Origin of the sequence: Aestuariivita sp. (assembly GCF_049276915.1) — a bacterium.
GTDB lineage: Bacteria > Pseudomonadota > Alphaproteobacteria > Rhodobacterales > Rhodobacteraceae > Aestuariivita.
Genome location: NZ_JBASXK010000048.1, coordinates 12,236 through 37,479 on the forward strand (window position 1 = coordinate 12,236; position 25,244 = coordinate 37,479).

At 59.7% G+C, this 25,244-nt stretch carries 24 protein-coding genes; 14 read left to right on the forward strand and 10 right to left on the reverse strand.

Features of this window, described 5'->3' with window-relative positions:
• Positions 1–31 precede the first annotated feature (31 nt).
• Positions 32–454: an RNA polymerase-binding protein DksA gene (gene dksA, locus WAO69_RS04815; protein ID WP_422176916.1), complete on the reverse strand. Its 423-nt coding sequence runs from the start codon at positions 452–454 to the stop codon at positions 32–34.
• 187 nt (positions 455–641) lie between these two features.
• On the opposite strand from dksA, the gene WAO69_RS04820 reads away from it, so the two are divergent.
• The 9 genes from WAO69_RS04820 to WAO69_RS04860 all read left to right on the forward strand — a co-directional run bounded on the left by WAO69_RS04820 (position 642) and on the right by WAO69_RS04860 (position 9,885).
• The gene (locus WAO69_RS04820; protein WP_422176917.1) at positions 642–1,481 is read left to right on the forward strand and encodes an AAA family ATPase; all 840 of its coding nucleotides are present in this window, start codon (positions 642–644) and stop codon (positions 1,479–1,481) included.
• A 230-nt stretch (positions 1,482–1,711) separates the two neighbouring features.
• A complete protein-coding gene (locus WAO69_RS04825; RefSeq protein WP_422176918.1) occupies positions 1,712–3,079 on the forward strand; it encodes a DUF2927 domain-containing protein in 1,368 nt (455 codons plus the stop codon).
• A 12-nt stretch (positions 3,080–3,091) separates the two neighbouring features.
• Entirely contained in the window at positions 3,092–3,259 is a 168-nt protein-coding gene (locus tag WAO69_RS04830; RefSeq protein WP_422176919.1) for a hypothetical protein, read from the forward strand.
• 1 nt (position 3,260) lies between these two features.
• Entirely contained in the window at positions 3,261–4,445 is a 1,185-nt protein-coding gene (locus WAO69_RS04835; protein WP_422176920.1) for a vWA domain-containing protein, read from the forward strand.
• 195 nt (positions 4,446–4,640) lie between these two features.
• Positions 4,641–6,041, forward strand: a complete 1,401-nt coding sequence (locus WAO69_RS04840; RefSeq protein WP_422176921.1) for a selenium-binding protein SBP56-related protein — start codon at positions 4,641–4,643, stop codon at positions 6,039–6,041.
• A gap of 21 nt (positions 6,042–6,062) precedes the next feature.
• Entirely contained in the window at positions 6,063–6,704 is a 642-nt protein-coding gene (locus WAO69_RS04845) for a hypothetical protein (protein WP_422176961.1), read from the forward strand.
• A gap of 93 nt (positions 6,705–6,797) precedes the next feature.
• Entirely contained in the window at positions 6,798–7,952 is a 1,155-nt protein-coding gene (locus WAO69_RS04850; RefSeq protein WP_422176922.1) for a cytochrome P450, read from the forward strand.
• Complete coding sequence (locus tag WAO69_RS04855; protein ID WP_422176923.1) at positions 7,953–9,116, forward strand: cytochrome P450; 1,164 nt, start codon at positions 7,953–7,955, stop codon at positions 9,114–9,116. It begins immediately after the preceding gene.
• 76 nt (positions 9,117–9,192) lie between these two features.
• Positions 9,193–9,885 (forward strand): M48 family metalloprotease, encoded by a 693-nt coding sequence (locus WAO69_RS04860; RefSeq protein WP_422176924.1) that lies wholly within the window; start codon positions 9,193–9,195, stop codon positions 9,883–9,885.
• A 15-nt stretch (positions 9,886–9,900) separates the two neighbouring features.
• Here WAO69_RS04860 and WAO69_RS04865 read toward each other — a convergent pair whose 3' ends face one another.
• The 5 genes from WAO69_RS04865 to WAO69_RS04885 form a co-directional block, all read right to left on the reverse strand.
• Positions 9,901–10,440, reverse strand: coding sequence for an RSP_2648 family PIN domain-containing protein (locus WAO69_RS04865; RefSeq protein WP_422176925.1), 540 nt, complete (start codon positions 10,438–10,440; stop codon positions 9,901–9,903).
• Positions 10,437–11,645, reverse strand: a complete 1,209-nt coding sequence (locus tag WAO69_RS04870) for an RSP_2647 family RNA methyltransferase (RefSeq protein WP_422176926.1) — start codon at positions 11,643–11,645, stop codon at positions 10,437–10,439. The genes WAO69_RS04865 and WAO69_RS04870 overlap by 4 nt, the downstream gene beginning before the upstream one ends.
• 38 nt (positions 11,646–11,683) lie before the next feature.
• Positions 11,684–12,367, reverse strand: a complete 684-nt coding sequence (locus tag WAO69_RS04875; RefSeq protein WP_422176927.1) for a DUF6778 family protein — start codon at positions 12,365–12,367, stop codon at positions 11,684–11,686.
• 150 nt (positions 12,368–12,517) lie between these two features.
• Positions 12,518–12,793 carry a hypothetical protein gene (locus tag WAO69_RS04880; protein ID WP_422176928.1) on the reverse strand — a complete coding sequence of 92 codons (276 nt, stop codon included), beginning with the start codon at positions 12,791–12,793 and terminating at the stop codon, positions 12,518–12,520.
• Positions 12,790–15,582, reverse strand: coding sequence for a glutamine-synthetase adenylyltransferase (locus tag WAO69_RS04885; protein ID WP_422176929.1), 2,793 nt, complete (start codon positions 15,580–15,582; stop codon positions 12,790–12,792). The genes WAO69_RS04880 and WAO69_RS04885 overlap by 4 nt, the downstream gene beginning before the upstream one ends.
• A 124-nt stretch (positions 15,583–15,706) precedes the next feature.
• Here WAO69_RS04885 and WAO69_RS04890 point away from each other — a divergent pair, with 124 nt between their 5' ends.
• From WAO69_RS04890 to WAO69_RS04905, 4 genes are all read left to right on the forward strand, one after another.
• Positions 15,707–16,174 (forward strand): YbaK/EbsC family protein, encoded by a 468-nt coding sequence (locus WAO69_RS04890; protein WP_422176930.1) that lies wholly within the window; start codon positions 15,707–15,709, stop codon positions 16,172–16,174.
• Between the two features lie 118 nt (positions 16,175–16,292).
• Positions 16,293–16,748 carry a DUF2852 domain-containing protein gene (locus WAO69_RS04895; protein ID WP_422176931.1) on the forward strand — a complete coding sequence of 152 codons (456 nt, stop codon included), beginning with the start codon at positions 16,293–16,295 and terminating at the stop codon, positions 16,746–16,748.
• Between the two features lie 72 nt (positions 16,749–16,820).
• Complete coding sequence (locus tag WAO69_RS04900; protein ID WP_422176932.1) at positions 16,821–17,261, forward strand: RDD family protein; 441 nt, start codon at positions 16,821–16,823, stop codon at positions 17,259–17,261.
• Between the two features lie 77 nt (positions 17,262–17,338).
• Positions 17,339–18,163: an arginyltransferase gene (locus WAO69_RS04905; protein WP_422176933.1), complete on the forward strand. Its 825-nt coding sequence runs from the start codon at positions 17,339–17,341 to the stop codon at positions 18,161–18,163.
• A gap of 166 nt (positions 18,164–18,329) precedes the next feature.
• Here WAO69_RS04905 and WAO69_RS04910 read toward each other — a convergent pair whose 3' ends face one another.
• The 4 genes from WAO69_RS04910 to WAO69_RS04925 form a co-directional block, all read right to left on the reverse strand.
• Positions 18,330–20,687: a TRAP transporter large permease gene (locus WAO69_RS04910; protein WP_422176934.1), complete on the reverse strand. Its 2,358-nt coding sequence runs from the start codon at positions 20,685–20,687 to the stop codon at positions 18,330–18,332.
• Positions 20,688–20,745: 58 nt separating this feature from the next.
• A complete protein-coding gene (locus WAO69_RS04915) occupies positions 20,746–21,657 on the reverse strand; it encodes a TRAP transporter small permease subunit (protein WP_422176935.1) in 912 nt (303 codons plus the stop codon).
• Positions 21,658–21,774: 117 nt separating this feature from the next.
• On the reverse strand, positions 21,775–22,863 hold the full coding sequence (locus tag WAO69_RS04920; RefSeq protein WP_422176936.1) for a TRAP transporter substrate-binding protein: 1,089 nt from the start codon (positions 22,861–22,863) through the stop codon (positions 21,775–21,777).
• 81 nt (positions 22,864–22,944) lie between these two features.
• Entirely contained in the window at positions 22,945–23,238 is a 294-nt protein-coding gene (locus WAO69_RS04925; RefSeq protein WP_422176937.1) for a hypothetical protein, read from the reverse strand.
• 239 nt (positions 23,239–23,477) lie between these two features.
• Between WAO69_RS04925 and WAO69_RS04930 the strand changes: the two genes are divergently transcribed.
• Positions 23,478–25,232 (forward strand): acetolactate synthase 3 large subunit, encoded by a 1,755-nt coding sequence (locus WAO69_RS04930; protein ID WP_422176938.1) that lies wholly within the window; start codon positions 23,478–23,480, stop codon positions 25,230–25,232.
• Positions 25,233–25,244 lie beyond the last annotated feature (12 nt).

A 25,244-nucleotide genomic window follows, 5' to 3' on the forward strand; every position in this document is an offset into this window, starting at 1 on the left:
CGCCTTTGAATTTTTCCACCCCGTGACACACTCAGTCGTCGCGATGCACTTTCTCGCGCCGCTCGTGTCTTTCCTGGGCCTCAAGGCTCATGGTGGCGATGGGACGCGCATCCAGACGCTTGAGAGAGATCGGCTCGCCGGTAACTGAGCAATAGCCATATTCACCCTCTTCGATCCGGCGCAACGCTCCGTCGATCTTGGAGACAAGCTTGCGCTGGCGGTCGCGGGTGCGCAGTTCAAGTGCACGATCGGTTTCTTCGCTGGCACGGTCGGCGACATCGGGAATATTCCGTGTCCCGTCCTGAAGGCCTTCGATTGTGTCCTTGCTGCCGGCCATAAGCTCGGCTTTCCACTGCAGCAATTTCCGACGGAAGTATTCGAGCTGTCGCTCGTTCATGAATGGTTCGTCTTCGGCCGGCCTATAGTCATCCGGAAGAAATGCTTCCTGCTTCATTTGCACTCCCTTGGTTTGGTCAACACCATCCATCTCAAAAAATCCAGCTGGTCATCGACGCCCCCTTAATGACGCAGCGTGTAACTGATGGAATCGCGATTGTCACTACACAATCCAAGCTGTCTTGGCCTAAAAGGCCCAAGGCACTAAGTGTTGGGCAACATGCACAGAATAAGGCTGGAAGCAGATGAAATTTGAAGGCACCAAGGACTATGTGGCCACCCAGGACCTGACCATCGCGGTCAATGCGGCGGTCACGTTGGAACGCCCGCTTCTTGTCAAGGGAGAGCCGGGAACAGGCAAAACTGAACTGGCACGTCAGGTCTCGGCGGCGCTGGGTCTGCGCATGATCGAATGGAACATCAAATCGACCACGCGCGCGCAACAAGGCCTGTACGAGTACGATGCGGTATCACGCCTGCGCGACAGCCAGTTGGGCGAAGAGCGCGTGCATGACGTGAGCAACTACATCAAGAAAGGCAAACTCTGGGAGGCCTTCGAAGCGGGCGAAAAAGTCGTTCTGCTGATTGACGAGATCGACAAGGCCGATATCGAATTTCCAAACGACCTTCTGCAGGAACTCGACCGGATGGAGTTCTTTGTCTATGAAACCGGCGAAACAATCCGCGCGGCCACCCGGCCCATCGTGATCATCACATCCAACAACGAAAAGGAACTGCCCGACGCGTTCTTGCGGCGCTGTTTCTTTCACTACATCCGCTTCCCGGATGAAGCCACGATGCGCCGTATCGTCGAAGTGCATCACCCAAAGATCAAGGAAAGCCTTCTGACCACGGCGCTTACCCAGTTCTATGAGCTGCGCGAGACAGCCGGGCTCAAGAAAAAGCCGTCGACATCCGAAGTGCTGGATTGGCTGAAGCTTCTACTGGCTGAAGATCTGACGGCAGAAGATCTCAAGCGCGACGGGGCGAATGCCCTGCCCAAACTGCACGGCGCGCTGTTGAAGAACGAACAGGACGTGCATCTGTTCGAGCGGCTTGCCTTCATGGCGCGGTCCGGGCGCTGACGCAAAGAACGGGCCGGGGGCTTTGCCCTCGCCCCGGCCCTTCATAGGGCGGACAGCCCAGAGTCGATTGGGGCATGTGGCAATGCATGTCGACAAGATGGCGGAAACGGATTGTTTCCGGGCATCAATGGGGCAGTGCCACATTTATGCCTCATTCGAAACGTTTCTGAACCACACTACAAGCTTCTGCTGTCCAATTGCTGCCTAAATCCCGGAAACTGAAGACCGTCATGAAACATTTTGCTCTGTTCGCCGCTCTCGCTCTTGGTGCCTGTTCTGCCGCGCCCTCTTCAAATGCACCGGTAACTCGGGCAATGATCGCGGATTCGGCTCTGCCACCCATGAAGGTGTTCCAAAGCCCGGCCCCGGTGACGCCGCGCATGTCCAATGCCAATATCGCCGAAGATTTCCTGTCGCTGCATTTCCAGTTGGAAAGCGGGCGCGCCCTGCCGACCTTCACCCGGTTTGAAGGGCCGATCACCGTCGGTGTCGCGGGCACACCGCCTGCAAGCCTTGGTCCCGACCTGACCCGATTGCTCAATCGCCTGCGTAACGAGGCACAGATCGACATTCGCCAGGTGACCGAGGGTCGCGGCACGCCCAATATCGTGATCGAGGCGGTCAGCCGTTCGGATATTCGCCGCGCCCTGCCCCAGGCTGCCTGCTTTGTCGTGCCCAATGTAACCAGCCTGCGCGATTTCCGCCGCAGCCGCCGTTCGGAAAAGACCAACTGGGCGCGCCTGAACGAGCGCAAGCAAATGGCAATTTTCCTGCCCTATGACGCAAGCCCGCAGGAGGTACGCGATTGCCTGCATGAAGAACTGGCCCAGGCCCTTGGTCCGCTGAACGACCTGTATCACTTGCGCGAGTCGGTCTTCAACGATGACAATGTCCACACGGTTCTGACCGGCTTTGACATGCTGGTGCTGCGCGCGACCTATTCGCCCGAACTGCGCTCGGGTATGGATCGCGGTGAAGTGGCCGCACGCCTGCCTGGGCTGCTGTCCCGGCTGAACCCTGCCGGCAATGGCCAGCAAGAATATCCGCAAGCGCTGACCCCGCGCAGCTGGATTGATGCAGTGCAAAACGCGCTTGGCCCCGGAGCATCTTCGGCGGAACGGCGCGCGTCGGTAAATGATGCGCTGAAGATTGCCGGTGACATGAACTGGACCGACAACCGCCGTGGCTTCAGCCATTACATCGCCGGGCGCATGATGCAGTCCTATGACCCCGAGATGGCGCAAAGCCATTATGCCACTGCGCGTCGCTACTTCTTGCGTACCCCCGGCACGGAGCTGCACCAATCCTATCTTGCCGCGCAAACGGCCGCCTATGAAATCACCCGTGGAAATGGCGCGGAAGCCCTGCGCCAGATCACCCCGGCCCTGTCGGCGGCACGCAACGGGGAAAATGCCGCTTTGCTGGCCACGCTGATGCTCCTTCAGGCCGAGGCCTATACGCTGACGGGCCAATACGAAGCGGCGCGCGCCGTCAGACTGGACAGTCTGGGATGGGCACGGTACGGCTTCGGCTCGGATTGGGCGGTGCGGGCAAAGATGAATGAAATCTCCAGTCTCAACCCCGCCCCGCAAGGCTAAGGGGAACAGTCAATGATCGTAGTGGCGGGCGTCGTTCTGGGTGCCATTCTTGGAACGTGGAACGCCAAGCGGCGCGGCGGAACGCGGTTGGATATGTTGCAATACGCAGCAGCCACAGCGATTGCCTTTGGACTTTTGGGCCTTATGATCACACTTGTCGTTCATCGCTCGTTGGTCTGATATGTTCCTGCCCTTCTTCGAGGCCTTGCGCACAGGTGGCGTGCCGGTCTCGCTTCGTGAGTATCTGACATTCCTTGAGGGGATGAAAAAGGGGCTGGCCACTTACGACGTTGAAGCCTTCTATTACCTCGCCCGCACGGCGATGGTGAAAGATGAGCGCAACATCGACAAGTTCGACCGCGCCTTTGCCACAGCCTTCAAGGGGTTGGAAAACATCAGCTTTGAGCAGGTCATGGAAGCTGTGGACATTCCCGCCGACTGGCTGGAAAAGATGGCCGAAAAGCACCTGACGGCCGAGGAAAAGGCCGAGATCGAAGCTTTGGGTGGTTTCGAAAAGCTGATGGAAACCCTGAAAGAGCGGCTCAAGGAGCAACAGGGGCGTCACCAGGGTGGCAACAAGTGGATCGGCACCGCTGGCACTTCGCCCTTTGGGGCCTATGGCTATAACCCCGAAGGCGTGCGGATCGGTCAGAAGGAAAGCCGCCACCAGCGCGCGACCAAAGTCTGGGACAAGCGCGAATTCAAGAACCTCGACGACACGGTCGAGTTGGGCACGCGAAACATCAAGGTCGCGCTCAAACGCCTGCGCCGCTGGGCGCGCGAGGGCGCGAACGAAGAACTGGACCTCGACGGCACCATTCGCGCCACGGCCGAACATGGCTATCTGGATGTCAAAACACGCCCCGAGCGCCACAATGCGGTCAAGGTGCTGCTGTTTCTGGACGTCGGCGGGTCGATGGACCCCCATATCAAGGTGGTCGAAGAGCTGTTCTCGGCAGCGCGCAGTGAGTTCAAACATCTGGAATACTATTACTTCCACAACTGCCTTTACGAAGGCGTGTGGCGTGACAACCGCCGCCGTTGGGATGCGCAGATCCCGACCCATGAGGTGTTGCGCACCTATGGCGCTGACTACAAATGTATTTTCGTGGGCGACGCCTCGATGTCTCCCTATGAAATCGCCTATCCCGGCGGTGCCAGTGAGCACTGGAATCAGGAGGCGGGTCAGGTCTGGTTGCAGCGCGCCCGCGAACAGTGGAGTTCGAACCTCTGGATCAATCCTGTGCCCGAGAAATACTGGGGCTACACCCATTCGGTCGGCATGATCCGCGAGATTTTCGAAGATCGCATGGTGCCGATGACCCTGTCCGGGCTGGAAAAAGGCATGCGAGAGCTGACGCGTTAGGATCATCATCGGCGAAACGTGCGATTCCAGAAAATCCTTGCATCGACTCGGCATCTCCCCTTCAATTGTCTGACATTTAATGCCGGGCACCTATCTGCGCTGAATCCATCAGAGCGCCCGGTCGAAATGCGGCTCTCCAGAGTGGGATAACCCACCGCCCAAGAAGGGCCGCGCACTCTCTGGGAGGAGATCACCATGAATTTGAGACCAGACCCGACATTTCACCCTACCGCGCAACTGGCCATGGCCGCGCCGGTCGAAACATTGGCCTTCACGCTGATGCTCAGCCCTGATGGCTCACAGCCAGATGGGTTGGCCGTTGTCGATTGTGACCCGAAATCCGATACTTACGGCCAGATCGTCCATTCCCTGATGATGCCCAACAAAGGCGACGAATTTCACCATTTCGGCTGGAACGCCTGTTCCTCGGCTCTCAGTCCGCTGACGGGCCACGCATTTCTGGAGCGCCGCTATTTGATCATTCCGGGCATCCGGTCGTCGCGGATCTATGTCATCGACGTCAAGGAACCGCTCAAAGCCAAAATTCACAAGATCATCGAACCCGAGGAACTGTTCGAAAAAACGGGATATTCGCGCCCTCATACGATCCATTGCGGCCCCGAGGGCATCTATGTCTCGACCCTGGGTGGCGGTGGCGAGGATGGCACCGATGGCCCTCCGGGCATCTTCATCATGGATTGCGAGACCTTCGAGATTCTGGGTCGCTATGAGATGGACCGAGGCATTCAGGACAAACACTATGATTTCTGGTGGAACCTGCCGCGCGATTACATGGTCAGTTCGGAATGGGGGCTACCGCCGCAATTCGAAAACGGCATCGTCGCCGAAGATCTGCTCAGCAACAAATACGGCCACACAATCCATTTCTGGGATCTGCGCGGACGCAAGAACATTCAATCGATCGATCTGGGCGCAAACCACCAGATGGCCCTGGAAATCCGGCCCGCGCATGATCCGGCCAAGGAATACGGCTTTTGCGGCGTGGTGGTCGACACCACCAACCTGCAAGGCGCGATCTTTACCTGGTGGCGCAAGGCCGACGGCACTTTCGAGGCCAAGAAGACCATCACGATTGATCCGCAACCCGCCGATCCGGACGATCTGCCGGATTTGCTGAAAGGCTTTGGCGCTGTGCCCCCCTTGGTCACCGATATCGACCTGAGCCTTGATGACAAGTTCCTCTATGTCGCCTGTTGGGGCACCGGCGAGATGCATCAATACGATGTCTCCGATCCGATGAACCCAACGCTCGCCGGCAAGGTCGAAATCGGCGGCATCGTCAAAAAGACCAAGCATCCCAATGGCAAAGACTTTGGCTATGGTCCGCAAATGGTCGAGATCAGCCGGGATGGCAAACGGGTCTATTGGACCAACTCGCTCTATTCCACATGGGATGATCAATTCTATCCCGGAGAGCGCGGTGCCGCGATGGTCATGGCCAATGCTGGGGCAGATGGCGGGCTGGAACTGGCGGAAAACTTCTGGGTCGAATTCCCCGAAGGCTATCGCAGTCACCAGATCCGGCTTGAAGGCGGGGACTGTTCCACCGACAGCTTCTGCTATCCCAACGTGTGATCCTTGGATGAACCAACATCGATGATAGCCCTCTGGGGGGCTGTCATCCTTTCGGGCATATACCACGGGGTCAACCCTGGAATGGGCTGGCCGCTGGCTGTCTCGGCGGCCCTTTTCGAGCAGAAGACATCGGCTCTGCTGCGCGCTCTGGTGGCCCTTTCGCTGGGTCATTTGCTGGCCATGACGGCCATTCTGTTGCCGTTTTCGATGATGATCACGCTGGTGGATTGGGAACGTCAGATCCGCATCGCTGCGGGCATCCTTGTGATCATTCTTGGCGTCTATCTGCTGTTCAACCGTCGCCACCCGCGCTTTCTGGCCCGCATCAGCCCCACCCGCCTGACGCTCTGGTCATTTCTGGCCGCAATGGCCCATGGAGCCGGCTTGATGCTGGTGCCGATCTACCTGGGTATCTGTGCTCTGGCGGATAGCGATGCCGGCCATATCGCGGCTGGTGAATTGATGCGCAACGATTACAGCATCGCCATACTCGTCGCGATCGCCCATACTCTGGCCATGACGCTGGCAGGTGGCGCATTGGCGGCGGGAATGTATTTCTGGCTGGGTCTCAAGTTCCTGTCCAGAACCTGGTTCAACCTGGACGTGGTCTGGGCGCTGAGCCTGATCCTTGTCGGGGGCATTGCCGTGTTCGGGGCGCTGTGATGTCCGTGAAAACACGCAGGCCAGCGCGGGCTTGCAGCGCGCCGCAGGATACAGGGGCTTTCCAGTTGCAAATCCCACGCCTAAGCTCAGTCCATGTCCAACGCACCGATCACCCATATCGACCCCACAGCGTTCAACGCGGATCCCTATCCGACGCTCGCCAGAATGCGTGCACAGACGCCGATCACATATGTTCCGGAACTCGGGGCGACCCTGATCACCCGCCGCGACGACATCCACCGCGAAGAGAAACGCACCCATGTTTTCTCCTCGGACCAACCCGGCGGGCTGATGACTGTGCTGATGGGCCAGAACATGATGCGCAAGGACGGTGCCGCGCATATGGCAGAACGCAAAGCGCTGTTTCCAACCGTATCGCCGCGCACCGTCAACAGCCATTGGAAACCGCTCTTTCAGGCCAAAGCGCTTGACATCATCCGGGCTCTCAAACCCAAGGGGGCCTGCGATCTGGTCACCGATTACGCAATGCCGGTCTCTGCCGAAGCGCTGAAACTCATGACCGGGCTGACCGAAATGACCGCCGCCGAGATGGACAGCGTCAGCCAGGGCATGATCGACGGCTGCGCCAATTACGCCGGAATCCCCGAAGTCGAGGCCCGCTGCCATGCCGCCACGGCCCTGATTGACGCGCATATCAACCGGATGAAAGATCGCGCCGCTCCGTTTTCCGCGCTCAAGGTCCAAAGCGATGCGGGCCTGTCCGATGACAGCACCCGGGCGAATATCAAGCTGGTGATCTCCGGCGGCCAGAACGAGCCGCGCGATGCGATCGCCGGAACGATCTGGGCTTTACTTGCGCATCCCAACCAGCTGAAAAAAATACAGAAAGGTGACTTGGGATGGGACAGCGCCTTCGCCGAATACGCCCGCTGGCAAAGCCCGATCGGCATGTCACCGCGCCGTGTGGCGCAAGCCGATGATATCCACGGCGTCAGATTTGAACAGGAGGATCGCGTATTCCTGATGTTCGGCTCGGCCAACCGGGATGAAGCGCATTTTGCCGATCCCGACAGCTTTGACGTGAGCCGGGACACCTCAGCGGCCATTGCCTTCGGGGCGGGCCCGCACTTTTGCGCGGGTGCCGCCGCATCGCGCTGCCTGATCACCGAAATCGCGCTGCCTTTGGCCTTTGAGCACCTGGCGGGGCTGCGCCTTGCAGGCGATGTGGCCCTCTCCGGTTGGGCCTTTCGCGGCCCCCTGTCCGTTGCCGTGGAATGGAACGCCTGAATGTCGAGCGCGCCAGTCACCGAAATCGACCTGCCCGGTTTCATCGCAGATCCCTACCCGACGCTCGCAAGGATGCGTGCCACGGCACCCGTCACCTATGTTCCGCAACTGGGCGCGACGCTGTTCACCCGGCGCGATGACGTGTTTCGCGAAGAAAAGCGGATCGATCTGTTTTCCAGCCACCAACCCAAGGGTCTTGTGGAAAAGATCATGGGTGCAAACCTCATGCGCAAGGATGCCGAGGCGCATATGGCTGAACGGCGCGCGCTTTTTCCTGCGCTCAGCCCGCGCACGGTGCGCGATCACCTGTCAGATCAGTTCTCCGGGATTGTCGCCCATCACCTCGACCGCCTGAAGGCAAAGGGCAAAGCCGATCTCGTCAAGGACTATGCGCTGCCCGTCTCTGCCGATGCGTTGCGCATCATGACGGGTCTGACCAACATGACGGCCACCCAGATGGACGCGGCCAGTCAGGACATGATCAATGGCTGCGCCAATTACTCCGGCAATCCCGATATTGCCGCACGGGCCCATGCTGCATCCGCGGCTGTGGATGCGCATATAGATGCGCGGCTACCCGATCTGCGCGCCAGACCCAACTTGTCCGTCATCTCGGTGCTCGATCAGGCCGGGCTCAGCCGGGAGCAGATTACAGGAAACATCAAAGTCATCATCGGCGGCGGTCAGAACGAACCGCGAGACGCCATCGCGGGCACGCTCTGGGCTCTTCTGACCCACCCCGATCAACGCCTGCTCGTTGAAACAGGCAGGGCAACCCACACCGATGCCTTCAACGAATACGTCCGTCTTGTGACCCCGATCGGCATGGTGCCCCGCCGCGTGGCCAAACCCGGCCACGCCTGCGGTATCGCGTTTGAACAGGACGAAACGATCTTCTTTCTCTTTTCCTCTGCCTGCCGCGACGAGGCCTATTTCAACACTCCCGACCGCTATGATCTGACCCGCGACACGGGGCCCGCCATCCCCTTCGGTGCCGGGCCGCATTTCTGTGCAGGTGCCGCGGCCTCACGCTGCCTCGTCGCCGATCACGCGGTTCCCGCGGCACTGCGCAGCCTGCCCAATCTGCGCCTTGACGGAGAGGCGATCTTTCAGGGCTGGGCCTTTCGTGGCCTCACCCAACTTCCAGTCGCCTGGGACAACTGAATTGCGGTCTCTTTCTGGTCAAAAATACCCCGCACACCGCTTGCCCAACCCCACAACACGACCCATATAAAGCTCCATGATCAAGGTAACACCCATCCTGCTGGCAGTCGTCTATGCCTTTGTCATGTACAGATTTTCCGTCTGGCGCACAGGGCGTGAACTGAACACCCGTTCAACCGAACTGGTCGATCCCAAGCTCAAGGCAATGACCGATCGGCTGGCCAAGGCCCTCGATCTGCCCAAGGTGCGCGTGCACATCTATGAAATCGATCCGGTAAACGGCCTGGCCGCTCCCGATGGGCGTATTTTCATCACCCGCGGTTTCTATCGCAAATTCCAGAGCGGGGACATGACGGCCGAAGAAATGACAAGCGTAATCGCCCATGAGCTGGGCCATGTGGCTTTGGGTCATGCGCGACGCCGGATGATCGACTTTTCCGGTCAGAACGCATTGCGCACAGCCCTCGGCATGGTGCTCAGCCGTTTCATTCCCGGCATTGGCATGTGGATTGCGAATATGCTCACAACCATGCTGGCCGCACGTCTGTCACGCGGGGATGAATATGAGGCAGATGCCTATGCGGCCGCCCTGCTGACAAAGGCCGGTCTGGGAATTCAGCCGCAGATCTCGCTCTTTCACAAGCTTGAAGCCCTGACGGAACAACGCGCCGGAGTGGTTCCCGCCTGGCTGATGAGCCACCCCAAGACCGAGGAACGCATCCGCGCACTCGAGGCTCTGGATGCGCGTTGGCGCTCGGAACTGACCTGAGCGGCGCGAGCGCGGTCACCCCAGGGCTTTGGCCAGGCGCGGCAAGCGCGCTTTCTTCAACAAGGCCCGCATGTCCCATGTCTGTCCGGACAACAGCTGTGCCTGCTGCAGGACGCGGGTGCAAACCCGCTCGATGGCGGCTTTGTCCTGATGCAGGAAGTCCATCATCAAGCTGTCCGGATCATGGCGGCTCAGGCCCTCTTCCGCCAAGACACCCCGGGGGAAATCCTTGGAATTCAGCGTGACGATCCCGTCTGCGCTGGACGCTACGGCGGTGGCCAGAACATGAATGTCGTTCTTGTCGGGCAACCAGAGCCGCGTCTCCAACCCGGTCGCCACAGGCTCTTCCGCCTTGGCAAACGCGGCCCGGATCAGCGCGATTTCTCCTCTCGCCTGTACCTCCTGGGCGGGGTCGAGACGGGCCGCGGCGCGGGCCCATTCTTCCAGAATACGCGCTGACCAGACCGGCGTGTAAAACCCCGCGCTCGCCGCGCCAAGAAGAACCTCGCGCATCACCGTGGGATAGAGAACGCAGGCGTCCAGGACCAGTTTCATAGCCGGAAGAACAGCGCCTTGAGATAGCCGCTTTCCGCCAGTTGCGGGAGCAAGGGATGATCCGGCCCCGCAGTGCCAGTGTGGATCAGTTGCGCCTGCCGTCCGGCGCGCCCGATGCCACGCAGGCATGCCCCGCGGAACCGCTCCATATCAGCTGCATGCGAGCACGAACACAGCACCAGATATCCGCCCTCACCCACCAGAGCTGTGCCAAGCCGTGCGATGCGCTCATAGGCACGCAGCCCCGCCTCAAGCGACGGCTTTGACGGCGCAAAGGCGGGTGGATCACAGATAACCACCTCAAAAGACGCACCCTCTTCGCCAAGCGCGCTCAAGACCTCAAAGGCGTCACCCTGCCGGGTTTCGAAGCGCGCGCCAGCGCCGGTTGCTGCCGCACCGGCACGTGCCAGTTCCAGCGCGGGTGCCGATCCATCGACTGCCAGCGCATGGCTTGCCCCATGGGCCAATGCCGCCAGGGAAAACCCGCCCACATGGGAAAACACATCCAGGACCCGTGCGCCCTTTCGGGCAAGCTGGGCCGCGAAAGCATGATTGGGTCGCTGATCGAAGAACAACCCGGTTTTCTGACCACCGGTCAGGTCGGCCATGTAGGTCGCCCCGTTCATCTGAACCGGTACGGCGGCCTCGGGGGCCGCGCCCACAAGGGCCACGCTGAGATCATCCAACCCTTCCAGAGACCGCGTGCGCCCGCCCGCATTCTTCAGCACGACCTTCGCACCCGTCAGATCCACAAGGGCCGCCGCCAGATCATCAAGACACAGCTCGATCCAGGCCGCATTGGGTTGAATCACGAAAACATCGCCAAAACGGTCGATCACCACACCCGGCAGCCCGTCGGCTTCGGCGTGAACCAGACGATAATAGGGCGTGTCATACAGCTGGGTGCGCAACTCCAGTGCCCGCGTCAGACGCCTGGCGAACCAGTCGCGATCAACCACTGCTGCCGGATCGCTGTCGATGAACCGGCCCATGATCTTGGAAAGCGGGTTGACCGCGAACAGCCCCATGGCCGTGCGCTCGTCGTCTTCCAGCACCACCAATGTTCCGGGGGACAGCGCGCGGGTGCGCCGATCTGTGACAAGTTCGTTGGCATAGACCCAGGGAAACCCGCGGCGGATCGCACGGGAATTGGCTTTGGGTTTCAGCCGAATGGTGGGGCGGGAATGAGAAGAGGGCACCGTCATGGTGCCCTCCTATTCTGTTTGTCTGGCCGGTGAAAGGCTCAGATTTGGTTCATCATCTGTATCAGCCCGAGTTTTGCATTCTGATGGCCCTCGGCAGTGGTGATTTCCTGCTGCATCACGATGGCCAGATGGTCGGTGATACGCACTTTCTGGGTTTGCCCCACGCGATCTGCCTCAATGGCCTTGGCACCGCCGAAAGCTTCGAGGTCGGCGCGGATTTCGCGCCATGGGACGATGATCTCACCGGTTTCCGGATCGGCCAGAGCCAAATCAAACACGATGTTGTGCACGCCGCCGGTTGTATAGCGCGCCTTCTCGGTCAGGGCATGGAAGCGCTTGACGTTGATCAGAAGGTCAACCGGCTGCGCGCCGTCGATCTTTTGTGCGCCAGTCAGCATGGCGGCCTCGAAAATGGCTTTGACCTGCTCGTAACGGTCGCCAACCGGATCACCGCGCCAGACAATGTCGCCCGCAGGCAGATAGCGGTTGGCCTCAGAAACCTTGAGCGAGCGCGGTACGTTGACCACAACAGCTTCGATGCGGAAAGGCGCACTCAACACAGCCTCCGATACGATCTCGGATGGTGTGGGCACCACCACACGGGTTGCCGGCGTTGCCGACACGGCTTCGAACGGGGCGTTGCGCGTCACGGTATCGACGGCCGCGCAGGCCGAGAGGCTCACGCCAAGGGCCAGAAATGCGAATGTACGTAGGATCTTCATGTGTGTCTCCTGATGCGGCGATAGTTCGCCGCGTTTTCGTCCTGCTCACGCATGAAGATGGCCCTGAAATCGGGCTGAATTGCGACGAATTTTCTGTAATTTCGCGGTTTCGCCGGGGCCAAACGCCCGGAAAAAAAGGCAGCCGCCTGACTAGGGGCGCTGCCTGCTGCGCCACCCGCCGCGGCGTTTGGGTGTGGCCATGCCCACCAGCCCATCGCGCATCACCGTGTTCATCGGATGTTCGGGATGGCTGACTTCGTATTGCGCCAACAAGCCAGTCAGAGCAGTGGATGTATCTGCTCCCACGGGCAGGCTCAGCGCCCAGTCCAGAAAGATCGACCGGCACTCGCCGGCGGTGATCCCCTCGATCCGATAACTTTCAAAGATCAGCCCCTTGGGGTCGCGTTCGGGGTCACATTTTTTCATGGTTCTGTCACCCTTTCGATTGCCGTGCTGATCATCGTTGCACAGGTGTCATAGCGGTCCCCCAACGCCTCGCGCAACCCATCAATGTCGTCAAACCCGGTCGCGCGCAGCATGAACGCAGCCCCCCCGGCACCCAGAGTGTCATCCGCCAGTTCGCTGCCCGACAACAACCGGGCAGCCGCCTGCACGTTCCAGAACAGCCTGTAGGCCTCGCCTAGACTCGCCGCCTCGTTGGCACTGAGCCATCCACAGGATTGCGCGCCCTCGAGCCCGCCAGCCACATCGCGCACCACCCGCCCCGACAAAAGCGCTCCGGCCTGCGCAACAAGTTCAATATCCTGCAAACGCCCCGCTCCGGTCTTGGCATCCCATGGTCCCGCCGGGGCCTTGGCCGCCGCAATGCGCGCGCGCATGTCCGCCACTGCGCTCAGAACACGCTCCATCTGCCGCGGCTGAGCGATCAGCTCAGCGCGAAATTCTTCGATATCCCCGGCAAGCTCTTCAGGGCCCGCCACCACACGGGCGCGGGTCAGGGCCAGATGTTCCCACTCCCAGGCGGTCTCAGTTTGATAGGTGCGAAAGCTTTGCAGGCTTGTCGCGACCGGGCCCTGATTGCCGGAAGGGCGCAGGCGCATGTCCACCTCATAAAGCCGCCCTTGCGCCATCGGCGCGGTCATCGCGGTGATCAGGGCTTGTGTCAGGCGCGCGTAATACACCCGAGCGGCCAAAGGTCGGGGGCCGTCTGATGCCTCATCGGGGCCCGGATCATAGATCACGATCATATCAAGATCCGAGCCGGCATTCAGCCTGCCCGCTCCCAGCGATCCCATGCCGACAATCGCCGCGCCACGCCCCGGAGGCGCGCCATGTTTGAGCGCAAACTGCGCCTCTACTGCAGGGGTCAGCGCCGCGATCACAGCCTCGGCAAGATCCGCATAGTGTTGCCCGGCGGTTGCGCCATCCACCAATCCGCGCAGATGGTGGACACCCACTCGAAAATGCCAGTCCTTGGCCCAACGGCGCGCGGTATCCAGTTGCGCCTCGTAATCCGCCTCTCGTGCCAGAAGGTCCGCAAGCTGATCCCGCATCTGTGCCATTCCGGGCCAATCCGCAAAGAAATCGCCGCCAATCACTGCATCAAAGACCGAAGCGTTGCGCGACAAATAACTGGCCAGTGCCGGAGAGGTTCCGGCGATGTCGATCAACAGATCGATCAGCGTGGGATTGTTGCCCAGCAGCGAGAACAACTGCACACCGGCCGGCAGACCTGCCAGAAACCCGTCCAGAGCCGCCAGCGTCTCTTCCGGTTTCGCGGTCTGGGCAACCCGGCTGAGCAATTCAGGGCGCAAACCCTCAAACAGACTGCGCGCCCGTTCCGAACGCAATGCGGGATATGTTGGCCAGCGCGCCAGCACCGCGGGGTCCATCTCGGTCGGTTCCGTTTCCCCGCCCGACACAGGCACCGAGGCGTCAGGCGCAAAGAACCCTTCGGTCAGCGCATGTACTGCGCTCAGACGCTCCTTGATCTCGGCGCGAAGCCCGTCCGGATCCCGATCCATCAAACATGCGATGCGGGCAAAGCCTTCGGGCGAATTGGGAATCTTATGGGTCTGGGCGTCATGCACCATCTGGATGCGGTGTTCGACTTCGCGATGGGCGCGATAGTGTTCGCTCAGGGTTTGCGCGGCATCCTCGGGCACCCATCCCTTGGCAGCAAGGGCTGCAAGCCCGGCCACCGTCTCTCGGCTCCGCAGATCCGGATCCCGCCCTCCGGCGATCAACTGGCGGGTCTGGGTAAAGAACTCGATCTCGCGGATCCCCCCGCGCCCCAGCTTCATGTCGTGACCCGCCACCGTGATCGCCCCGGTCAGCCCTTTGTGGTCACGGATCCGCAGGCGCATGTCGTGGGCATCCTGAATGGCCGCAAAATCCAGGTGACGACGCCATACAAATGGCGTGAGCGAGGTCAGAAACCGCGCACCGGCCTTGATGTCACCCGCGCAGGGACGCGCCTTGATATAGGCGGCGCGCTCCCATGTACGTCCGAGGCTTTCGTAATAGCGCTCGGCAGCTTCCATCGCGATCACCACTGGCGTCACCGCCGGATCAGGGCGCAGGCGCAGATCCGTGCGAAACACATAGCCGGCGGCGGTTCTGTCACCAAGCATGGCGCACATCCCGCGCGTGACTTTTACCAGACCTTGTCGCGCCTCGAAGAAATCATCCGGGTCATACCGCGTTTCATCAAACAGGCAGATCAGGTCGATATCAGAAGAATAGTTCAGCTCATGCGCACCCATTTTGCCCATGGCAATCACCGTCATGCCTGCCGCATCCTGAAGATCATCCTCACCCTGCCCCGGCAGTTTGCCGCGCTTGATCAGCGGAGCCATGACCGCCTTGAGGGCAAGATCACATGCCAGACCGGCAAAATCGGTGAGAGTGCCGGTGACCTGTTCCAGTCTCCAGGCTCCGGACAGATCAGCCAATGCGGTGAGCACCGCAAAGCGCGCCTTGGCCTGCCTCAGAGCAATCGCCAACTGGTCAGGCGCTGTGTCGCGCAGCGCGTTTTCTTCGCGTTCAAGGGCACTTTCGGGATCATCAAGTGCTTCGGGCAGCCAATTGGCCTGTGAGCGGATCAAGGACGACAGATACGGGCTGGACCCTGCCGTGCCGGCGATAAGATCGGCCAGCGGACCGGAAATCCCCTCAACGGTTTCTTGAGCGGATTTGCCCAGATCGGGATCAAAGGCGCGGGGCAAACGGGTCATGCGGGAAGCGATACTCATGGCGCGACACTGATCCGGGTGAACGGCTTCGTCAATCACCTCGCGATTGGCAGGTCGGGGTTGTCTTTGCCGCTTGTCTGCCGATAACTCCGGGCTGTGATATTCATCATCAAGGGCCCATCCCATGAGCAAAAGCCTGAAGCGGGTGCGCGCGGCGCTGGAAAATGCCGGAGTGGAGCCCGACATTCGCGAAACACATCTTGCCCGCACCGCACAGGATGCAGCCAACGCGTTGGATTGCAGTGTAGATCAGATTGCCAAATCCATAATCTTTCTGGGCGCGACCAGCGGACAAGCCATTCTTTTTCTGACCGCGGGCGGGAACCGCGTCGATCCGCTCAAGGCGGAACGGGCCGCAGGCGAACCGTTGAGCAAGGCCGATGCTGCGCTGATACGCACACAGACCGGATTTGCGATAGGTGGCGTCTCACCCATTGGACATCTCAACCCGATCCGCGCCTTTATCGATCACAAACTGTTCGATTTCGATATTGTCTGGGCCGCAGCGGGCACCCCGCACCATGTTTTCGGGATCAAACCACAAGTTCTGGAAGAAATTTCCAGCGCGCAAGCTTATGATTTTATTTCCTAAAGTCACTTAATGTAAAAAAGTTTTACATCACCGCTTGAAACCACCCGCAAGAACTCCGATCTGGTATAATGTGAACAGGCTTCACATTGGACTTCACCCCTATCTGGAGACAGGAAACATGACCACATTTGCACCAACCGGGACATCTCATCGCCATGAAAGCTGGCTCGCGCGGAGCGAAGCGTGGCTGGACAACAAAGGCAAAGGCGCGTGGATCGCAGCCATGGTGCTGGGATTCATCTTTTTCTGGCCGGTTGGCCTCGCCCTTCTGGCCTATATGATCTGGAGTAAACGCATGTTCAGTAACACCTGCCGCAACCGCACATCCTGGACCCGCCATGGAATGAGTGCTGCAACGCCCACGGGAAACAGTGCCTTTGACGCCTACAAGGCCGACACTCTGGCCCGGCTTGAACGCGAACAGCACGAGTTCGAAAGCTTCCTTGAGCGTCTGCGCGATGCCAAGGACAAGGCAGAGTTCGACGATTTCATGAACGAACGCGCACATAAAGCTGCAAAAGATCATGACGACGAAATGGATGACAGCATGGACGAGCCGAAATCCCGCTCGTAATTCCGAGTAGATCACTGCGCTTCCGCCTGACCAAAAGGGCGGGAGCCATCTCTCTTTCAAGGATACCAGACGATGACGCAGCTTCCCGATCCCCATACGCAGTCCCAGTTCTATGAGGGTGTCGCCCTCAAGAGGTTCATGGCCTGGATTGTCGACACCGTCCTGATCGTGCTGGTCTCAATCGCCGTGCTGCCTTTCACGGCATTTACCGCGCTGTTTTTCTTTCCTGCCCTGATCCTTGTGGTGGGATTTGTCTATCGCACGCTCACGCTTGCAAGCGCGTCGGCGACTTGGGGCATGCGCCTGTTTGCGATCGAGTTTCGCACCATGCACGGGGAACGTTTCGATTTTGGCACGGCCGTTGGCCATACGCTGGGATATACCGTGTCGATCGCGGCCTTTCCGGCTCAGGCCGTGTCGATCTTCCTGATGCTGACAACGGCGCGCGGACAAGGGCTGACCGACCATGTGCTGGGCACTGTCGCGCTGAACCGCAGGACAGTCGCGGCATAGTGTCAGAGAACTGTCACAATACCCTTGGCGGCTCGAAAGGGCGGCGCTATCCTTCGAGTGTCTAGCTGGGAAGACTCATGCGCCACACGCTGCCTATCGCGCCGCAATTCTATGTAACGGCCCCTCAACCCTGCCCCTATCTTGAGGGGCGGATGGAGCGGAAACTGTTCACGGCATTGCAGGGTGAAAACGCTGAACGGCTGAATTACAGCCTCTCCCAGCAAGGCTTTCGCCGATCACAAAATGTGCTCTATCGCCCCTCTTGTGCCGAATGTTCCGCCTGTTTGTCCGCACGCATCGACGTTGCGGCATTCAGCGCCAACAAAAGTCAGAAGCGCACGATCAAGCGCAATCGGCATCTGGCGCGCCGAGCGACATCGCCTTGGGCGACAGAAGATCAATATGAGCTGTTCCGTTCCTATCTGGATGCACGCCATGCAAGTGGCGGTATGGCCGATATGGATGTGTTTGAATTCGCCGCGATGGTCGAGGAAACACCGATCCGCTCACGCGTTGTCGAATACACCAACAAGGACGACAAATCGCTGATCGCCGTCAGCCTGATGGATGTGCTGAAAGACGGGCTGAGCATGGTCTACAGCTTCTATGCCCCCGATCTGCCGCGTCAAAGCCTCGGGACATACATGATCCTTGATCACATCAACATCGCCCGCGAGAACGGGCTTCCTTATGTTTACCTGGGCTATTGGGTGCCTGGCAGTCAGAAGATGGGCTATAAGGCCAGGTTTTCGGGGCTTGAGGTCTATGTCGGTGGCGAGTGGCGCAAGATGACCAATCCCGAAACCTACAGTGCGGAAACCCACCCCCTGTCGACCGATCCGATCGCCGAACAGGTCGCCAATCTCCAGCTGCCCGATCGCGTCGTGCCCAGCAAACGCTGACAGGCACCTCCGCGGAACAGTCCAGCGATTGCTGTCCCGACCAGCGCAGGCTGATCGCGGCTTTGCGGATCCGGCGCTTTATCGAATCCCGACCTGCAAATGGATCACCAGATGCACGCAGCTATACACCCGCCGCATGGCGGCGGGTGCTTGGTGCGGATCAGCCTCAGGAGCCTATGAGATCCGGAAGGATCGTCACGATGCCTGGGAAGAGCCAGAGCAGGCCCAACCCGATCACCTGGATCAGCACGAAGGGCAACACACCGCGATAGATATGCCCCGTGGTCACCCCAGCCGGAGCCACGCCACGCAGGTAGAACAGCGCGAAACCGAAAGGCGGCGTCAGGAATGACGTCTGCAGGTTCACAGCGATCATGATCGTCACCCATGCCGGATCCAGCGTTCCGCCATAGATCACCGGCCCCACGATGGGGATCACGATGTAGATGATCTCGAGGAAGTCGAGCACGAAGCCCAGGATGAACAGGATCAGCATCACCACCAGGAAGACGATCATCTCATTGTCAAAGCTGCGCAGGAACTGCTGGATGTAATGTTCACCTCCGAAGGAGATCAGCACCAGGTTCAGAAGCTGTGAGCCGATCAGGATGGTGAAGACCATCGAGGTCACCTTGGCCGTCTCTCGCACCACCGGGCTGAGAACATTGCTGCGAAACAGCACCCAACAGCTGAACAGCAAGCCGAAGAAGGCAAAGTGATAAGCAATCTGAGCGATCACATAGGCAACCCAGTCCTCGAAGGCCACGACTTCGCGGGTGATGCGCAGGTCGAAATTCACGCCCAGCAGGATCATGATCACTAGGGCAAAGCTTGCCCAGATGACGATCTTGGACTTGCCGTTCTCTTCCTTAAGCTTGCGATAGGCAGCCAGCATGATCGCACCAGCCGCACCCAGCGCGGCAGCGGGCGTCGGGTTGGTGATCCCGCCAAGGATCGACCCCAGCACCGCGACGATCAGAACGAGAGGTGGGAAAACCACGCGCAAAAGCTCGTTCTGCGACAGTCGAACCATGGCGACGCGCGCACCATACACTGTCGCGATCATCGGGATTGCCATGATCATGAATGTGGCACCCGCCCCCGAGAGAGGTGAGACGAACAGGACATCCAACAGCAACGCCAGCACCACGCCACCGCCTCCGATCATCAGCGGCACTGCGCTGGAGGACGGAGACACGCCGCGCGCAAGGATCAGGACCAGCGCCAGCAGGGTGAAGATCGTAGCCACGCCCGATCCGATTGGGGCTGTGTTTTCCAGCGCGTCGATGCGCGCTTGGACCAGTTCTTCTTCGGTGCGTTCGACCGCCGCACCGGTATCGCCAGCCGCAAGCATGGTGGCGCGCTGTTCCACTGAGGCGTCCCACGCCTCTTGCCCATGCAGCTCGATCATCGCCTGCTGGCATTGTTCAGGGACATTGGTGCGCAAGGCGGCGGAATTCTCACGGTCGGCATAATCCGAGACGTTGATCGTCTGGCTGCCGATCAGGCCGCCACTGGCCCCCAGAACCACCGCGAAGATCAAGGCCAGAGGTGCAAAGAGATACCATGTCAGCGCCTCGTTGCGCGTCACGATCTCACCACCCGAACTTGCCTCCATCTGCACGGGCGGCGCGCTTGCGGGTCGCAGCAAGGCAAAGCCGAACGCGTAAGCCGCATAGAGGCCCGCTAGGAACAGACCCGGCAACAGGGCCGCCTGGAAAAGCGTACCCACCGACAAAACAGCCGGTTCACCAAGGTAGGTCAGCGCATCATTACAGCCGGCAAGCTGCGCGCGCGTTTCCTGCCCGGTTGCATAGAGATCACCAACCAGCGTGCCCAGAAGAACGATCACGATAGAAGGCGGGATGATCTGGCCGAGGGTGCCCGAGGCCGCGATAACCCCGGTCGCAAGTTCCGGGGAATAATTGTTGCGCAGCATTGTGGGCAGGGCCAGCAGGCCCATCGTCACCACGGTGGCACCCACGATGCCTGTCGAAGCCGCAAGGAACGCGCCCACGATCACGATGGACACGGCCAGACCGCCAGGCAGCGGACCAAAGACGCGGGCCATAGTGGTCAGCAGATCCTCGGCGATCCGCGAGCGTTCCAGCGTAATGCCCATCATGACGAACATCAGCACCGCAAGCAGCGTCTCGATCGACTGGCCCGCAATCACGCGCTCGTTCATCCGGTTCACGATGAACGAGATGTTGCGCTCCAGAGCCTGCTCCCAACCGCCGGGGAACACGGGTTCCTCGATCCGGGGCAATTCGGGGTATCGGAAGACGGAAATCGCATCCCGCACCACGCCTTCAGCCAACAACGCGGCATATTCCGGAGAAGTCTTGTCGATTGCCTGATGGATCAGCAGCCCTGCGGAGTCCATTGCGGCAATGATGGCAAAGGAGATGACACCCGCTCCACCGATGGCAAAAGCGACCGGAAAGCCGGTCATGATCCCCGCGAAGAGGGTCAGGAAAACGATGATCAGACCGACCTCGACCCCATCCAGTCCGAAAAGCATGCTCTGATGTCCCCTTGGCTCGGGCGTTCGTGCCCGCGTGTGTGTTTGTTGCTACGGCTCAGGTCGAGCCGGAATGGATCGCGTGTTCGAGGTCTTCGGCCTGGTCGCCCATCACGTCACGATCCAGGTACTTGCCTTCGCTGGCCTCGCCTTCGCGCCATTCCAGGTAGGACCGCCAGAAGAAGGCGATAGCCTGCATGAAAACCATGATGCAAAAGAGGACGATCAGCACCTTGAACAAGAAGTAGGCGTTGAACCCGTTGGGGCTGAACCCGATGGTCTCGACATTCCAGCGAAAGATCCGCGACTGCATGATCATCCGGTCAAGATCGCTGGTCGAGGTCACGGCAGGTGTCATCAGGTGACGCCACATGAAGAACCAGGCGTAAAGATAGGTGATGACAATGGCCGGCATCATGAAGAAGAGACAGCCGAACATGTCGATCATCTTCTTGGTGCGGAATTTCACCGCCGAATAGACAAGATCGACGCGGACATGACTTCCCTGCACAAAGGTGTAGGACACGCAGAGACAGACCACGATCGCGTTCCAGAACTTCAACCCTTCGGCCCACCAGCTCAGATCCATGGCCAGCGCCGTACCAAGCGGGCCCAGCTCGATTTCCGCCACGCGGAAAATGCGTTGCAGGAAGACGATCATGACCTGCACCAGCACCATCACCAGCCCGGCCCAGGCCGCAGTGCGCCCGACAGCATTCGCAATGCCTTCCAGGATGCGCACACCCCACCACAGGATCTCTGTTTTCCAAACGGCACCGATCAGGGTGATCAGCAGGAAAGTGGTGAAAACGACAAAGAAAAATTCAACCGAAGCACCGTAGTAGATGAACCGCATCACCGCTTCGGGGTTCGACCAGGCCAGCCAGTCCGCCGGGTTCGTGATTGCCACGAACAGGTAATAGGGCGACAGAGCAATATTCTGCAGCACCCAGAGGATGAAGTCGATCATGCTGTAATCCCCCTGTGACGCGCACTTAACGGCGGCATCGAGTCTTCACGAAACGTGGTCGATAAAGCGCCCTGCCCCACGCACAGGGCGTCGGACAGGGCGGGTGTTTGGCTGCGATCAGCCCGCGTTCACGCGGTTACGCTGGCGGATGTATTCGCCATCACCGATTTGCCACCATGCTGAAGTCTCGGCCTGAGCGGCAAAATAGCTCTCGGCGATCTTCGCATAGATCGGGTCGCCCATGTTCTCCTCACGGACTTCCGCAGCGGCACGGCCGAATGCATCCCAGACATCATCGGGGAATTCGCGGGACTGCACGCCTTGAGCTTGCAGACGGGCCAGGGCGGCACCGTTTTCGGCCCAGGACATACCGAGGTTGTTGGCATGTGTCGCTTCACAAGCGGTTTGCACGATGGACTGTTGCGCAGGCGTCAGGGAGTCCCAGACATCCATGTTCATCGACAGCGCAAGCGCCGAGCCTGGCTCGTGGAAGCCGGCAGTGTAGTAGATCTTGGTGACTTCCTGGAAGCCCAGACGCTCATCCGCGAAGGGACCGATCCACTCGGCACCGTCGATCTGACCGCTGGACAGCGCCTGATAGATCTCGCCGCCGGGGATGTTCTGAACCGATGCGCCGAGGCGACCAAGCACCTGACCACCCTGACCCGGCATACGGAACCGCAGGCCCTGCAGGTCATCGGCCGAGGTGATTTCAGAGTTGAACCAGCCACCGGGCTGCATCGCCGTGTTGCCGCACAGGAACGGCTTGAGGTTGAACAGGCTCGCCAGTTCGTGGTGCAGTTCCATGCCGCCCTTGTGGTAATACCATGCCAGCAATTCCACGCCGGTCATGCCGAATGGCACGGCAGTGAAGAAGGCGAATGCGGGGTGCTGGTTGAGGAAGTAGTACTCGGCCGAGTGATAGAGGTCGGCCTGACCTGACGACACAGCGTCAAACACTTCGAACGCACCAACGAGCGAGCCCGCGGGCATCTTGTTGATGGTCAGCGCGCCATCCGACATTTCGGTGATGATGCGTGCGGCCATGGATGCCGCGTCATCGAAAATTGCAAACCCGTCTGGAACGGATGTGACCATGGTCAGTGTCCGGTTGCCCTGGGCATAGGCCGGTGCGGCCAGTGCGCTCGTGGTTACGGCTGCCGTGCCGCCAAGCGCAGAAGTCTTCAGAAATTTACGACGATCCATGTGGGTCACTCCTCCCGTTATATTTAACGCCCAACACGTTCGGTCGGGCGGATCGTAAGGTCGCGCGATGCTGTATCTTGGTCACGCAGTGAAAGTGGTAATAATGTGTCTCTTCAGAAGATGCCAAGGTTTTTTCCAGCCTTTCCCGCGCTTTGTTCCGCTTTTGATGGCCCGGCCTGCCGTTTCGCGGCGCAAATCACACCAATGTGTGCGCACATGCCCAATCATTGGGCAGCGATTCTCCGGGTTTCGCGGATATGCGCGGTCGCCCCATGTGCCCATGGACCGCACCGCCGGCAAAGGTGGCCTGCGCCGGACAGCCTGGCCATCAGGAACTTCATCTGTCGATTCCGCGCCCTTCTGCGCAATATTCATAAAGATTTTGCGGCGGCGGAGACATTATTTGTGCAATTTGACGATTGACGCCCACCATCACCGCTCATAATGTCCGCCCACGCAAAAGGGAGCCGCGATATGTTTTGCCGCGTTGTCGTCAGTGTAGGAACCACGCGCATGGGCCGGTAACGGAACTCCATATACGGACCCATGCGCCTCGGACCAAAAATCCGGGGCTTTTTTATGCGCAGTATGAGATCTCAATCGGAGAACATGAGATGACCAAGGACATGACCGGAGCGAAAATGGTGGTTCAAGCCCTCAAGGATCAGGGTGTGGACACAGTATTCGGATATCCCGGTGGGGCTGTCCTACCGATTTATGACGAGATCTTTCAGCAAAACGACATTCACCACGTTCTGGTTCGCCATGAACAGGGCGCTGTGCATGCTGCCGAAGGCTATGCCCGCTCGACCGGGCGACCCGGCGTTGTCCTGGTGACCTCGGGCCCTGGTGCCACGAATGCGGTCACCGGCCTGACCGACGCGTTGATGGATTCGATACCGATCGTCGTTCTGACGGGCCAGGTGCCGACGTTCATGATCGGGTCTGACGCCTTTCAAGAGGCCGACACGGTCGGGATCACCCGCCCCTGCACTAAGCACAACTGGCTGGTGAAAGAGACGGATGCCCTGGCCAGGACCATCCACGAGGCCTTTCACGTGGCCACAGCCGGCCGCCCCGGTCCGGTTCTGGTGGACATTCCCAAAGACGTGCAATTCGCATCGGGCACCTATCAGGGGCCAAAGCCATCCGCCTCGCATTATCAGCCGCCCGTCAAGGGCGATATGGAAGAGATCACCGAACTGGTGGCCGCCATCGAAAAGGCCAAGAAACCGATCTTCTATACCGGCGGCGGCGTGATCAACTCCGGCCCTGCGGCCAGCCAGCTTTTGCGTGAACTGGTTGATGCGACCGGATTTCCGATCACCTCGACCCTCATGGGGCTTGGGGCCTATCCTGCATCGGGCGACAACTGGGTCGGAATGCTGGGCATGCACGGCCTTTATGAGGCCAATATGGCGATGCATGATTGTGATCTGATGATCAACATCGGCGCGCGGTTTGATGACCGGATCACCGGGCGCATCGATGCATTCAGCCCCAAATCCAAGAAAGCCCATATCGATATCGACCCGTCTTCGATCAACAAGGTGATCCGGGCTGACATCCCGATCGTGGGCGACGTGGCCCATGTTTTGGAAGATGTGCTCAAAGTCTGGAAAGCGCGTGGCCGCAAGACCAACTCGGAAGGTCTGGCCAAGTGGTGGACCGAGATCAAATCCTGGCGCAAGATCGATTGCCTTGCCTTCACGCAAAGCGGCAAGACGATCAAACCGCAATACGCCCTGTCGCGGCTTGAGGCGCTGACAAAGCATCGCAACGATCGCTATATCTGCACCGAAGTCGGTCAACACCAGATGTGGGCCGCCCAATACCTGGGATTCGAGAACCCGAACCAATGGATGACGTCCGGCGGTCTGGGCACGATGGGCTATGGTTTTCCAGCCTCGATCGGCGTTCAGATGGCTCATCCCGAAGCGCTGGTGATCAACGTCGCCGGTGAGGCCTCATGGCTGATGAACATGCAGGAGATGGGCACAGCCGTGCAATACCGCCTGCCCGTCAAGCAGTTCATCCTGAACAATGAACGTCTCGGCATGGTGCGCCAGTGGCAGGAACTCCTGCATGGTGAGCGCTATTCGCACAGCTGGTCGGACGCCCTGCCCGATTTCGTCAAACTGGCCGAAGCATTCGGTGCCAAGGGTATCCTGTGCAAAGATCCCGCCGATCTGGATGACGCGATCATGGAGATGCTGAATCATGATGGCCCCGTCATCTTTGATTGCCTGGTGGAAAAGCACGAGAACTGCTTTCCGATGATCCCGTCGGGCAAAGCACATAACGAAATGCTGCTGGGCGAAGCCGAAACCCAGGGCGTCATCGACGCCAAGGGATCGGTTCTGGTTTAAGAAAGGCCTTCA

What these genes read in the sequence shown, in the direction of transcription:
- WAO69_RS04900 (WP_422176932.1), top strand. Translation starts at nt 16,821, where the DNA reads ATGACGCAGCTTCCCGATCCCCATACGCAGTCCCAGTTCTATGAGGGT.
- WAO69_RS04890 (WP_422176930.1), top strand. Translation starts at nt 15,707, where the DNA reads ATGAGCAAAAGCCTGAAGCGGGTGCGCGCGGCGCTGGAAAATGCCGGA.
- WAO69_RS04825 (WP_422176918.1), top strand. Translation starts at nt 1,712, where the DNA reads ATGAAACATTTTGCTCTGTTCGCCGCTCTCGCTCTTGGTGCCTGTTCT.
- WAO69_RS04840 (WP_422176921.1), top strand. Translation starts at nt 4,641, where the DNA reads ATGAATTTGAGACCAGACCCGACATTTCACCCTACCGCGCAACTGGCC.
- WAO69_RS04925 (WP_422176937.1), bottom strand. Translation starts at nt 23,238, where the DNA reads ATGAATATTGCGCAGAAGGGCGCGGAATCGACAGATGAAGTTCCTGAT.
- WAO69_RS04820 (WP_422176917.1), top strand. Translation starts at nt 642, where the DNA reads ATGAAATTTGAAGGCACCAAGGACTATGTGGCCACCCAGGACCTGACC.
- WAO69_RS04930 (WP_422176938.1), top strand. Translation starts at nt 23,478, where the DNA reads ATGACCAAGGACATGACCGGAGCGAAAATGGTGGTTCAAGCCCTCAAG.
- WAO69_RS04870 (WP_422176926.1), bottom strand. Translation starts at nt 11,645, where the DNA reads ATGACGGTGCCCTCTTCTCATTCCCGCCCCACCATTCGGCTGAAACCC.
- WAO69_RS04845 (WP_422176961.1), top strand. Translation starts at nt 6,063, where the DNA reads ATGATAGCCCTCTGGGGGGCTGTCATCCTTTCGGGCATATACCACGGG.
- WAO69_RS04910 (WP_422176934.1), bottom strand. Translation starts at nt 20,687, where the DNA reads ATGCTTTTCGGACTGGATGGGGTCGAGGTCGGTCTGATCATCGTTTTC.
- WAO69_RS04895 (WP_422176931.1), top strand. Translation starts at nt 16,293, where the DNA reads ATGACCACATTTGCACCAACCGGGACATCTCATCGCCATGAAAGCTGG.
- WAO69_RS04860 (WP_422176924.1), top strand. Translation starts at nt 9,193, where the DNA reads ATGATCAAGGTAACACCCATCCTGCTGGCAGTCGTCTATGCCTTTGTC.
- WAO69_RS04855 (WP_422176923.1), top strand. Translation starts at nt 7,953, where the DNA reads ATGTCGAGCGCGCCAGTCACCGAAATCGACCTGCCCGGTTTCATCGCA.
- WAO69_RS04905 (WP_422176933.1), top strand. Translation starts at nt 17,339, where the DNA reads ATGCGCCACACGCTGCCTATCGCGCCGCAATTCTATGTAACGGCCCCT.
- WAO69_RS04885 (WP_422176929.1), bottom strand. Translation starts at nt 15,582, where the DNA reads ATGAGTATCGCTTCCCGCATGACCCGTTTGCCCCGCGCCTTTGATCCC.
- WAO69_RS04835 (WP_422176920.1), top strand. Translation starts at nt 3,261, where the DNA reads ATGTTCCTGCCCTTCTTCGAGGCCTTGCGCACAGGTGGCGTGCCGGTC.
- WAO69_RS04830 (WP_422176919.1), top strand. Translation starts at nt 3,092, where the DNA reads ATGATCGTAGTGGCGGGCGTCGTTCTGGGTGCCATTCTTGGAACGTGG.
- WAO69_RS04915 (WP_422176935.1), bottom strand. Translation starts at nt 21,657, where the DNA reads ATGATCGACTTCATCCTCTGGGTGCTGCAGAATATTGCTCTGTCGCCC.
- WAO69_RS04850 (WP_422176922.1), top strand. Translation starts at nt 6,798, where the DNA reads ATGTCCAACGCACCGATCACCCATATCGACCCCACAGCGTTCAACGCG.
- dksA (WP_422176916.1), bottom strand. Translation starts at nt 454, where the DNA reads ATGAAGCAGGAAGCATTTCTTCCGGATGACTATAGGCCGGCCGAAGAC.
- WAO69_RS04865 (WP_422176925.1), bottom strand. Translation starts at nt 10,440, where the DNA reads ATGAAACTGGTCCTGGACGCCTGCGTTCTCTATCCCACGGTGATGCGC.
- WAO69_RS04875 (WP_422176927.1), bottom strand. Translation starts at nt 12,367, where the DNA reads ATGAAGATCCTACGTACATTCGCATTTCTGGCCCTTGGCGTGAGCCTC.
- WAO69_RS04920 (WP_422176936.1), bottom strand. Translation starts at nt 22,863, where the DNA reads ATGGATCGTCGTAAATTTCTGAAGACTTCTGCGCTTGGCGGCACGGCA.
- WAO69_RS04880 (WP_422176928.1), bottom strand. Translation starts at nt 12,793, where the DNA reads ATGAAAAAATGTGACCCCGAACGCGACCCCAAGGGGCTGATCTTTGAA.